General features: G+C 34.4%; 12 protein-coding genes. 6 read left to right on the top strand and 6 right to left on the bottom strand.

Going from position 1 to position 11909, the window contains the following annotated elements:
• The first annotated feature begins 34 nt into the window (after nucleotides 1–34).
• The 5 genes from G7Y57_RS13450 (at nucleotide 35) to G7Y57_RS13425 (ending at nucleotide 5381) form a co-directional block, all read left to right on the top strand.
• Entirely contained in the window at nucleotides 35–772 is a 738-nt protein-coding gene (locus G7Y57_RS13450) for an SDR family NAD(P)-dependent oxidoreductase (RefSeq protein WP_165025041.1), read from the top strand.
• Between the two features lie 220 nt (nucleotides 773–992).
• Nucleotides 993–1394, top strand: a complete 402-nt coding sequence (locus G7Y57_RS13445; protein ID WP_165025038.1) for a DUF5856 family protein — start codon at nucleotides 993–995, stop codon at nucleotides 1392–1394.
• Nucleotides 1395–1508: 114 nt separating this feature from the next.
• Nucleotides 1509–2069 (top strand): helix-turn-helix domain-containing protein, encoded by a 561-nt coding sequence (locus G7Y57_RS13440; protein ID WP_165025035.1) that lies wholly within the window; start codon nucleotides 1509–1511, stop codon nucleotides 2067–2069.
• Nucleotides 2070–2765: 696 nt separating this feature from the next.
• Complete coding sequence (locus tag G7Y57_RS13430) at nucleotides 2766–4007, top strand: site-specific integrase (RefSeq protein ID WP_165025032.1); 1242 nt, start codon at nucleotides 2766–2768, stop codon at nucleotides 4005–4007.
• A 63-nt stretch (nucleotides 4008–4070) separates the two neighbouring features.
• Nucleotides 4071–5381: a site-specific integrase gene (locus G7Y57_RS13425; RefSeq protein WP_165025029.1), complete on the top strand. Its 1311-nt coding sequence runs from the start codon at nucleotides 4071–4073 to the stop codon at nucleotides 5379–5381.
• Between the two features lie 249 nt (nucleotides 5382–5630).
• On the opposite strand, the gene G7Y57_RS13420 is transcribed toward G7Y57_RS13425, so the two are convergent.
• Together G7Y57_RS13420 and G7Y57_RS13415 are read right to left on the bottom strand one after the other, a co-directional pair.
• Complete coding sequence (locus G7Y57_RS13420) at nucleotides 5631–7868, bottom strand: TIR domain-containing protein (protein WP_165025222.1); 2238 nt, start codon at nucleotides 7866–7868, stop codon at nucleotides 5631–5633.
• Nucleotides 7869–7969: 101 nt separating this feature from the next.
• Entirely contained in the window at nucleotides 7970–8860 is an 891-nt protein-coding gene (locus G7Y57_RS13415) for a HEPN domain-containing protein (protein ID WP_165025026.1), read from the bottom strand.
• Nucleotides 8861–9084: 224 nt separating this feature from the next.
• On the opposite strand from G7Y57_RS13415, the gene G7Y57_RS13410 reads away from it, so the two are divergent.
• Nucleotides 9085–9477 (top strand): hypothetical protein, encoded by a 393-nt coding sequence (locus G7Y57_RS13410; RefSeq protein ID WP_165025023.1) that lies wholly within the window; start codon nucleotides 9085–9087, stop codon nucleotides 9475–9477.
• A gap of 15 nt (nucleotides 9478–9492) precedes the next feature.
• Here G7Y57_RS13410 and G7Y57_RS13405 read toward each other — a convergent pair whose 3' ends face one another.
• The 4 genes from G7Y57_RS13405 to G7Y57_RS13390 all read right to left on the bottom strand — a co-directional run bounded on the left by G7Y57_RS13405 (nucleotide 9493) and on the right by G7Y57_RS13390 (nucleotide 11233).
• The gene (locus G7Y57_RS13405) at nucleotides 9493–9690 is read right to left on the bottom strand and encodes a hypothetical protein (protein WP_165025020.1); all 198 of its coding nucleotides are present in this window, start codon (nucleotides 9688–9690) and stop codon (nucleotides 9493–9495) included.
• A gap of 328 nt (nucleotides 9691–10018) precedes the next feature.
• On the bottom strand, nucleotides 10019–10312 hold the full coding sequence (locus G7Y57_RS13400; RefSeq protein ID WP_165025017.1) for a helix-turn-helix domain-containing protein: 294 nt from the start codon (nucleotides 10310–10312) through the stop codon (nucleotides 10019–10021).
• Nucleotides 10313–10325: 13 nt separating this feature from the next.
• On the bottom strand, nucleotides 10326–10610 hold the full coding sequence (locus tag G7Y57_RS13395) for a helix-turn-helix domain-containing protein (protein ID WP_165025014.1): 285 nt from the start codon (nucleotides 10608–10610) through the stop codon (nucleotides 10326–10328).
• A 122-nt stretch (nucleotides 10611–10732) separates the two neighbouring features.
• Entirely contained in the window at nucleotides 10733–11233 is a 501-nt protein-coding gene (locus G7Y57_RS13390; protein ID WP_165025011.1) for a DUF3408 domain-containing protein, read from the bottom strand.
• Nucleotides 11234–11909: the final 676 nt, after the last annotated feature.

Raw genomic sequence — 11909 nt, 5'->3', positions numbered from 1 at the left:
AATTTTATAGTATAAATTAAAAATTGGTACTATTATGAAAAAAATAGCATTAATAACAGGAACAACCTCAGGTATAGGTCGTGTTACAGCCTTAAAACTGGCCAAAGAAGGCTATAACCTAATCCTTGCAGGACCACGTTCAGACCGATTGGCTGAACTGCAAAAGGAAATAGAATCGAAATATAAGTCAAAAGTTTTACTTCTTAGCTTTGATATCAGAGTATATACAGAAGTTGAAGACGCACTTTTGAAGAACATACCAAAAGAGTGGAGTAAAATTGACGTTCTGGTCAATAATGCAGGCTTAGGTAGTTTTTCACCTATTCACGAATGGGATACCCAAGATTGGAATGATATGATAGATACAAATATAAAGGGGTTATTATATGCAACACGTGCAATAACACCTGGTATGGTTTTGCGAAGATCAGGACATATTATCAACATTGGCTCTACCGTGGAAAGGGAGACTTTCCAGAATGGAAATGTACATTGTGCTACAAAATTTGCGGTAGATGGATTGAGCAAAGGTATGCGTTTAGACTTACAACAGTATGGTATACGAGTTACACAGATATGTCCCGGCAGAGTAGAAGCCGACTTTGCCCTTGTCAGTTACAAAGGCGATACGGAACAAGCAAAAAATATATATGAAATATATACCTCTTTAAAAGTGGAAGATATAGCAAATGCAATAAGCTATGCTTTATCTCAGCCAGCCCATGTTAAGGTACAAGATATATTCGTTTTACATGCGACACAAGTACTTTAATAAGCCACAGGTAATCACAAGCACCGAATAAATGACTAATATTTAAACAATTTAAAAACAAATAGTTATCGCAGATTGTTTATATAAAGTAACCTGTCTTATACCATCCATATACACCACTTTTCGCAGAATCTGATGTTTTTGGAAATATAAATAAAAGATCAATCGTAAAATACGGATGACACAATTCCTATTCTTATATCAACTAAAAATAAACACTATGAGTACATTGACAGTAAAAGAACCAAAAGTATTTGCTAATACAGAAATAGCAAAATTTATCGGAAATTTATTTTCGTTTAATAACAGTTTGAAACTTTATCATTGGCATGTAACAGGTAATAGTAGTTATGCTCAGCATATTGCCTTGGATCAGGCTATAGCTTCCTTATCGGATGAAACAGATCTGATTACAGAGACTTGCTATTCCCTGTTAGGGAATCTGGATATAAGTATCCCATCGACATCAACGCCATCAGATATCGTAAAGCACGCTGAAAATTTTTATGATACAGTAGAATCTAATCGTGAACTCTTCCCTGCACTGTTCACTCAATCCATTATTGATGATTATCAGGAAGCAATACAGCAATTATTATTTCGTCTTAAAAGACTGCAATAAAGGTTTTACTTAAATAATAATAATAATAATAATAATACAGAAATTGCTTATAAAAATAATTTCTGTATTATTATCTTCTTAGTTATAGTTAATAACAATAAAAACGTATTGCTCATGAAATTACATATTAAATATATGGTAAGTCATCGGTGCGAGATGCGGGTAGAGGATATTCTAAAAAGATATGGAATACATTGTATATCAATTGAATTAGGGATAATAGAAACAGATCGAAATATAACAGCTCGTAAATTTGAAGAAATCAGATTAAGCCTTTTTGAATCAGGATTAGAAATTATAACAGATAAAAAGACTATTTTAATAGAAAAAATCAGAACAATAATTATTGCATTAATTCATTATCCGCACGAACCATTAAAAGTAAATTTCTCGACTTATTTGAGTCTTAAGCTAAAACGCAATTACACTTACCTGTCTAATCTATTTACCGAATCGGAAGGGAGTACAATTGAGCGTTTTATAATTAGAAATAAAATAGAACGCATTAAAGAACTCATAACGTATGATGAACTGAATATTGCTGAAATCGCTTTTAAATTGGATTATAGCAGCCCTGCACATTTATCCAATCAGTTCAAAAAAGAGACAGGAATAACACCGTCTTCTTTCCGTTTGCAGAAGGATAAAGTTCTTATGAATCTCGAAAGCCTTTAAATTATATAATTTATTACATTTATAATCGTTGGCTTGAGGCTTTAAATGACCATATTTTCCCCTCGGAAAGATATAGTCATTTTATACATTTTATAGGATATTAGACCCCTTATTGAGCTGTTTAAAAAGTTTGCTATTGGAATTAACACTGATATACAGTTTCTTATTCTAGCATAAAGTTCTCCAAAATATTTTGGAGAACTTTATGCTATTAACTGCTTTTCCTTTTTCTATTCAACTTAAAGGCTAGATCGTTCATATCATTACTAACCTTCATGTTTAGTACTTTAGCATATATTTCAGTTGTTTTAATGCTGCTGTGTCCCAACATCTTCGAAACACTTTCAATAGGTACTCCGTTAGCCAGAGTAACGGTTGTTGCAAAAGAATACCCCTTTACGCAAATAATGGAATCTATCGGTAACCATTAGACAATCAGCACTCATATACACTAATCCGCTTTAATCTACATCACAGCAAAAACGCAGAATCCGGAGCATTCAAGCACGAGTTGCATTACTTATCCGTAACCCGTTTTCATTGGATGTTAGTATAGTATTCCGCTTTGGAAACAACTATTTGGGACTAGTCTGTCAATAGTCGAAAGCCAAGGTTTTCATACCCTCCGACACTGCAATTTGCACATCCCACAATAACTCTAAACCGGTAAATTTATTCACTGTAAAATAGAGTTTTATGAAAACAAAAAACAATGTCCTAAAAGTACAGTTCTACCTCAAAAAGAACGAAGCAGATACTCTTGGTAACTGTCCCCTGATGGGACGCATTACCATCGGTCAATCAATGGTACAGTTCAGTCTCAAATGCAACTTCAGTTCGAACCTGTGGGATACCAGGAACGGAAAAGCATCCGGTAAAAGCAAATCCGCCCTTGAACTGAACAACAAGCTCGACAAAATACGCATTTCCATCAATAACCATTACCGTATTTTATGTGAACACAAAGGTCCCGATATTACTATTACCGCCCATGAGATAAAAAATGCCTTTCAGGGAATCGCCGGTGTACAGCAGACCCTCCTTAAATTCTTTGATAACCATAACCAGGAATTTCAAAAATGCATCGGTATCAACAGGCAAGCCTCCACCGTACAGCAATACGAAATATCATTAAAACACTTAACCCGTTTTATCCGGTTAAAGTATAAACTATCCGATATCCCCTTCTCACAGTTAGACCTGTCCTTTATCGAAGCCTTTGACTTCTACTTACGCATTGAGTTAAAGCGTATGTCCAATACGATACTGGGTATTACACGCCACCTGCGTAAAATGATAAAGCTGGCTATCGCTGAAGATATAATTACCTCAGACCCTTTCGAAGCCTATACACCCGAAAGACCCAAAGCCAGGCAAAAATACCTGACACGTGAAGAACTGGACCGTATTATCAATACGCAGCTCGATCATCCATGCAGGTATCTGACACGTGATATGTTTCTCTTCTCCTGTTTTACCGGTATCGCATTCCGGGATATGTGCAACCTGACAGACAAGGAACTGGTTAAGGAACAGGACGGAAAACTCTGGATAAAGACCTTTCGGCAGAAAACAGGAACACCCGCCCATATACCCTTATTACCCATCCCTTTGCAGATACTGGAGAAATATAGAGGAATAGCCGAAGACAATAAGCTACTGCCGATGCTTAGTTGCGGCAGGCTGAACAAGAACCTGAAAGTAATCGGTAAACTATGCAACATTGAAAGACGACTTATCTTCCATATGGGAAGGCATACATATGCCAGTGAAATTTGCCTGTCGCAAGGCGTACCTATCGAATCCGTATCCCGTATGCTGGGACACCGTGATTTACGCTCTACACAGATCTATGCTAAGATAACAGATGACAAGATAGCAGAAGATATGCAAAATCTCGAAACAAGGCTCAAAGGAAAATACAACCCGGCGATCTGATTGCTTAGTTGTAAAGTGAAAATGATGAGTTGTTAATTATGAGTTATTATTAAAACAAAGAATATGAAATCAATCAAACATACACCTACCTTAAGAAGCACCTTTGCTGTCTTATTCTATCTGAACCGTTCCAAGAAAAAGAAGAACGGAGAATGTCCGCTGATGGGAAGAATCACCATTGATGCCAAAGTCGCCCAGTTCAGCTGTAAACTCGATATAAACCCTAAAGCATGGGATGCCAAGACAGCACGAATGACCGGTAAAGGAAAACAGGCAACCGATACCAACCGCTACTTGGACCATCTGCAAAATAATATCAATACAATTTACAGGAATCTGGTAGACAAGCACGGCTATGTGACCGCCGAATCAGTCAAGAACGCCATCTTGGGTGTAGGAGCAAAAGCCAATACACTGCTGGCACTCTTTGATGAGCATAACAAAGAGTTTAAACTGCGTGTAGGCATAAACAGAGTACAGGAAACCTACGAAATGTATCTGTTATCTAAGAAACACCTGAAAAGCTTTATAGAACAACGCTATGGATGCGATGATATTACCTTTAGCCGGATAGACAGCAATTTTATCAATGCCTATGACTTCTACCTGAGGGTTGACAAGGCCATGAAGCTCAATACCCTCTTAGGGCATATCATAATACTGAAAAAGATCATCAGACGGGCAATAAATCAGAGCTTACTGCGTAAAGACCCTTTTGTTAATTATGTAGCCAAAAAGCCCTTAAAACAACACAGGCACCTGACGGCTGAAGAATTTGAACGGATAATAACCACTCCTCTTATTTCAAGAACATTGTCCTTTACCCGTGACATGTTTGTATTCTCGTCCTTTACAGGACTCGCTCATGCCGATTTAAAACGCCTGTCGGAGAAAGACCTGACACAAAAGGCGGACGGTACCTGGTGGATAAAGATTAACCGAAAAAAGACAGGCGGGGAGAGCACCATCCGTTTATTGGATATTCCGCTGGCTATTATAGATAAATACAAAAACGAACGGAAGAGCGATAAGGTCTTTAATGTAATTACTGTCGGATGTTCGGATATTAACCTGAAAAGGATAGCTAAAGCCTGTCAGATAGAACGGAATCTTACTTTCCACATGAGCAGGCATAATTTTGCGACCCGTGTTACGCTCAATGAGGGGGTGCCTATCGAAACGGTCTGTCGGATGATGGGGCATAAGTCGGTCAGGACTACGCAGATTTATGCACATATTACCAATAAGAAGGTGGCGGAGGATATGAGGTTGTTGTCGGAGCGTATTGAGAACAGGTATATGATGCCGAAGGAGGATATTCCTGAGGATTTTAAACGGAATCAGTTTTATCTGATAGATAATAAGGTGAAGTAATAATTCCTTGGATGGTTAGAAGACTAAATAAGAATAGCGAGCCTAAAAACTCGCTTTCTTGCTTTATACTATAATGTTCTTTCCCTAAGGTCCTCTTTGATGAAATGATTAAATCTGTCAATTAAAACGCTGAAAACTAAAACATAAATTATTATAATTTTATTACCTTTACACATCTTTTGACAAAACTAGTCAACTAGAGATATTATTTTCTATTAAAAGAGGAAGAGAGGATTTGTATCCAATAATTTAATCTTCATCAATATCTTTATTTTTTTTAAGCTTGTCATAAGCATCTTTCATACCTCTACGCTTATAAATTTCTAAAAGAGATTTCTGTGGATATATTTTGTTATCGTTTAATTTAAAAGCTTCCTCTAAAATATCTATGGCTCTAGTCAAATTATTTTTCACATAATATTCAAATTCGCCCTCCATACATCGGGTAATATCTTCAGCCTTAATATCACTACTCCTTTTTATCGATTCAATTAATTCTGTTAGAATAGTCTTTTCTTCAGATGTAATTTTTTTACGTCTTCTAATAATACTAATAAAATAGGAATGTATATGAAAAATATTTGTACGCTTTTTTTCGTAATTAGCCTTAGCTAAGTTTAAAGCCTCTTCATATTTTCCTTGTGATAATAATATATTTACAATTTCTCTTTTCGATCTTGAATGTTCAGGGTAAACTCCTAACGCTTTGTAATAATATTCAAGTGCCCTGTCTTTCTTATTTGCATGACGATGATAGAATCCTAATAAAAAATAATAATCTAAATTATTAGACTCGTTCCTAAAGTATGAAATATAATCAAAGAATTTATCATTTTTAGTTCGTGCATATGCTAATGTAAGGCGATAAGTTGTTTCCCAAATTATTTGCTCATCATAGTTTGTTTTTGCCAATAACTCAAGACAAATTCTAATAACATCATCATATTCTCCTTTATCATACTTTTTTATAATATTTTTTATGATTAAAGATGGTATAAAGTATTTTTTTGGTATTTTTCTCCCATCTTCTAACATATTCTGGATAGTTAGCATAAATTCAGAATAATCATTTTTCAACACATCATCCAAATCTTGTTCAAGTAACTCTTTTGATACTTTACTAAATTCAGATTGGTATTTTGAATCAAGAGTTAGTTTAGATCTATTTATGTAATCGGATAGAATTGGATTTAATTTAAGATATTCATAACCTGATAAAACAAAATTGAAAACGGATAAGTCATATAGCAATTGTATGGAAGAATATGTCACATCATTATCACCAAACACCTTATTTAAGATGTCGAAACTAATAATCTCTTCTTTTGAAAGTAAAATTATGATCTGGTATGCAATTGGATTATTGAGTTTTATATGATTTAGTACTGTGCTACTAAAATTATCGGTAAATTCAATAATTTCATTAATATTTTTTTTTGCAGACATTAGATCAATTTCTATCTGATTTACTGCAAATATTATTTGAGAAGGTATTCCATTTAACTTATCAATGAAAAATTGTTTATTCTCTTTAGTTATATTGTTCAATTGATAAATATTAAGTAACTTCAAAAATAAATTCTTTGTTTCCAAAGAGGAAAGCTCAGGTAGCCTGTAAGTTAAGGATTTCTTTTCTTTCTTCAGTTTGATTTCATTAGGCCGATACTTAGAAATTAGACAAAATGTTAATTGATTCGTAAAATCTGAATCATTTACTATTTTCTGATACCATTCTACAATCTCATTGTTAGGTAAAACAATGCCACCATCATCAATTATAAAGAGTAGCTCCTTAAAGGAAATAAACTCTTTAACAATTTTTTTTGCAATCTCAATTTTGGATTCTAAACTCTCTTCTGAAAAATCATATTCACTTATTTCATCAATTTTGCTTATCGAATTAAGTTTGTAGATGAAATTCTCTATGCTTTCTTTTGAATCAACAGTTATTATAACAGGATCATATGTATAATCTATTAAATTTGATTTTCTTAACACATTTTTCAAGAACGTTCTTCTACCAATACCTTCAAAATAGTTATAAGCAATTATATAAGTTGGGACCCAATTATCAAGATTATTTATTTCGTTTTCAAATTTCTCAATCTGCTCATTCCTACCAACAAAATTTTTCTCTATTTCAGTATTAAATTTATTTCTCTTAAAATTTATCTCTCTTAAAGCTTGTTTTATTTTCTTTAAAACAATAACTTCATTTTCAATATATTTTAAATTATATGGTTTGCCAATCCATTTAGGAATTCGTTTATCTGAATAAGTTATATTTTCATCAATAATTATTGGCAAAATTCTATCAATGATTTCATTGGAAATATTTTCTTTAGCTTTATTTATTTCATCTTGAACCCATTTAGAATCTAAAGATTTATCTGAAATAAATAGGACAAATAAGTCTGTTTTATCAAGTTCTGAAAAAATTTGATCTAAAGTCTTTCTGCCAGCCTCAAATGTTATTTCATCTAATATACAATTGCTTGTCTAGATCCTTGGCTATTTTTCGCACTAATGATTTATCATTACTGCTATGAGATAAGAATGCTTTTGCCATAATTATATTTTTTATGATATTATTTATTCATTTGCCCATACTCCCCAATCTTCACTTCACAGATACGTTTAGTAATATCCCTCAGCAACTCCACTTTCGGCAAAAGAGCATCAATATCCTCCTTCGTTACTAAAAAATCAGGATTATAACGCCCTTCAACATAAGCCGCTTTGATAAGATTGAAAAGTCGTTTTTCCTCCACAGTGTCGCAAGGAAATACCTTAATAAAATCATCTGAATACTTCTTTACCGAATTTAAAAGTTTGGATAGATTATGCTGCTTAGGATTCTGCAATGTAAAAACTAAACGAATAGCATAAATATAATTTTCGCAGGCTTGATGAAGTAAAAAAGAAGCCATTTGATAATTATTTCTATTGTATGAATCATTTGCTAAATTTACAAACTCATTAGCGTACTCAAGCTTTTTATCAAAATACTCCTGAGCCTGTTGCTTAATCTCGTCAAAGTTAAGTTTACGTCTGCGAGCTAACTTATGTTTTCCGCTATCGTATAGAACAACGCCTTCCTGTTTGATTTGAGTATAAAAATAACGCCCTTCATTCAGGTTTTTATTCAGATGTTTTATGTCCTCATTGATAAACTGTACAGGCGGTTGTCTGTCTGGATCTTTGGCAAGCCTGTAATAAGCATCTTCCACATTGTCCGTAGCTTTCCCTGCAATGCCGTCCGATATACCACTTGTAACAACCAGTATATCATAATCACTCACATAAAATTGCACTTTACCGAATTCGTATTTCTCATCGTAAACCACAAAGTCATTACGGGCATAGCTGCCGAATAGAATAATCATTTCGGTTTGCTTTAGCCGTTTAAGTATGGTTTCAACAATAAAGTTCAAATCTTGTTGATTGGCAGGGGGTAAATAGGCTATTGACTTTTTCATCTGTTTTAATTCTTAAACCTCAAAGTTACGAACATAAAGATATGGAAAAAAGAAAAATAGCAGTTAACATTTCACTCTAAATTGTATATTTGTATTCATGTCCTGTTATTGTGGGTTTAGTCATCCCGTTCAAACCGACAAAAGATAACGCAGCGATATAAACTATTTATTTTAGTATTTATATCGGCTTGATTAACCAATCAGGCTTAAAAATGGACATATATATGACAACACAACAAACAATCTCAACCGAATATTGTGCAATACTGATAAATTGTTCTTCTCTGGTATTAAAGCTCTCCCATGATGAAATCAAAGAAAGCTACTCAGACAATCCCATGTATGTAGCCGAGTACATTGAAAATGAAATCAAAGAGAACATAATAGACCTTCTCTTCGAAGACCAAAAAGCAACCCTGTCATGCACCTTTGACAAGAACAATAGCTGCAATGCTTCCCATATATTCTTTGATGACTTAGACGAGTTGAGCAACTATATCAGTTATCTCAATAAGACTTACGCTTATGACTATATTCGAAGCTATTGGACATTACCCAATTCTTTCATCTCCATAGAAAGGACGAAAGACGATATTTACTTTAAATCTTTTTATTGATAATCGGGCTTACTACTATAATTCAGGCAAGACTTTAGGGTCTTGCCTGTTTATTTTAATTGATACGAGTATATTATATATCAATGGACACAATTGCCCCAATCTTATCTTAAAATATGGAGAGTCGGAATTAATGTCGTTTTGTTTTATCTTCTCTCCTGTAATAGAAAAAAAGTCGTTTATCCATTCCATCAGCATATCACTTATAACCATCAGCTCGCACTATGTCCCTTTGGCAAATCTATATTTGTGTGGCTCACTGGTCAAATTCAAGCCTGACGGTTTAGCTGAAAAATCTCCACCCTTCGCTTTGCCTTCGGGTCGTATTTTTCGCTAAAAATTTGACGTTTCGCACACTGCATTAATGGCAGCCAAAGGGACATAGCATGCGGAGCCGATTCCGACGCATATAAAAGTGAAACGCTGATTTTATAGTCATAATAAATAGGGTATAAATAGTATTTTAGGGGGACAAAAGCTGCACGCCTCCTCTTCTGCATATAAACTGTGTGTCTGATTGTGTATCTGATTCCGCTTTCTTTTACTGATCGTACGCTTTATAATAATTGCTTTCGAGCATCTTCCGTATATCGGACTCTTTGTAGAAGATTTTACCTTCGACTTTATAAAAGGATACAATACCCTTACTGCGGTATTCCTGTAAGGTGCGGTCTTTTATATTTAAGAATCTGCATACCTCCTTGTTGTCTAAGAGACGTTCTCCGGTCAAATGGGGAACATGGTTTTTCACGCTATACTCTACACAATCGGCTATATCTTCAAGGATACCGATTAAGTCTTTTACTTCGGGAGAGTTTTTATTTAAAATATCCATCTTATTTATTTTTTTAGGGTTTACGGGTTATTTGTTTCGTTTTCTCTATAAACTGCTGGATATCGGTTTGTTTATAGTAACATTTGTGCCTGATCTGTGTAAATGAGAGTATGCCTTTATCTCTGTAGCTTTGGAGGGTACGCTTGGATATACCCAGGAGATTACATACGTCTTGATTATCCAGCCATTTTTCTGAACCGTTACCTTTTTTGCAGATTTGTTTTAACCTGTTCCTGATTGCTTCGAGTTTTTTACGGAGTTGTTCGAAACTGTCTCCTTCTATAATCACAATATCCATGCTACTGTTTTTTTTAGTTTATATTTTAGAATTGATTTATTGTCAGCAAATAAAATGATAAGTGATAACACCTGTGTTTGCCTGAGTATGTAAGTCCGCATTAGTCCGCAAATGTCCTGCTGCTACTTTTTACTTAGGCTTTCTATAAAATCCCGTAAGGCTTCCTCAATTTCTTCTGTATAGATTTCAAAATGGTTTGCCAGCAGGTTATTGATGAAGTTGGACATACTGATACCATCCGTTGTTTTCAATAATTTTGAGATATTCATATAATTCTGTTCATTCATGTGGATCGATGTTTGTCTGCGGGCACCCATAACCGATTTACACAAGAAGAGTTCAGTGTATGACTGCTTATTCTTCTTACGTTTACTGTTCCTTGCAGATTCCACAATATCTTCTTTTTCATTACCTGCTGTCTCAGGCTTAGCTTTTACTGTTTGTGGAATCGTATCGCCCGGTTTTTCAACCGGTTTATTCGCAGCAGGTCCGCTATCTTGATCTTCGGGTTCATCATCTAAGAAAATTATATCTTTCTCGGGGTCTGCCTTTATAGGGATTTCTCCTGCTATCATCCTTTTTAGCTTTTCCTCATCAACTTCAAATCTCTTTCTTTTAGCCATAGCTTATAATTTTATGCTGTTAATTACTCGTTTTATTAATGTATTCTGTGTATTCTGGCTGTTGTTTCTTACAGGTATCTCCTAAATTCGATGGTTTCTTCTTCCTGTTAAATTGGGAGTATTACCCGAAAGCACAGTTGAAGTTCCCTGTATTCTTCTTTTTTATAAGGAGTGGATCACTTGAAATCAAAATCGTAATAACAGATTTTTCAACTCTGTTTTCTTGATGACTGATCGTCCTGAATAATGTTTCTTCTCTCATAATGTTTTACTTTTGATTAATTCTATAACCGAACAACTACACAATCTTATCATTTTTCAATCCGGTAACTGTACAACTTAATAACTGCCTGGTCTGATAACTTTACAATCCTATAATGGAACAACTACCTTATTTTAGTATTATACAATCCGATAACTTTATAATCCGGCAACTACTTGGTATTATTATTTTTCAACTTTAGAATCGCATGGTCAGGCAATTACCTGATCTCTCAATTTTGCCATTCTGCAATCCGATACTTTTTCAATTACAGAATGACACAACTTTTGTCTTGTCCTAAAATAGGTTGACAATAAAACATGTAAACCAATGACAGGACAAAAAAGAAGAGGTAGCTTGCCTCGATTATTAAAACAAGAGATTATTCAGGACTATTTAAGTGGTCGTAAGAGT

The organism is Dysgonomonas sp. ZJ279 (assembly GCF_011039205.1).
Taxonomy (GTDB): Bacteria; Bacteroidota; Bacteroidia; order Bacteroidales; family Dysgonomonadaceae; genus Dysgonomonas.
Note: the sequence above shows the minus strand (reverse complement) of the source record. Positions and strands in the feature narration are given on the sequence as shown.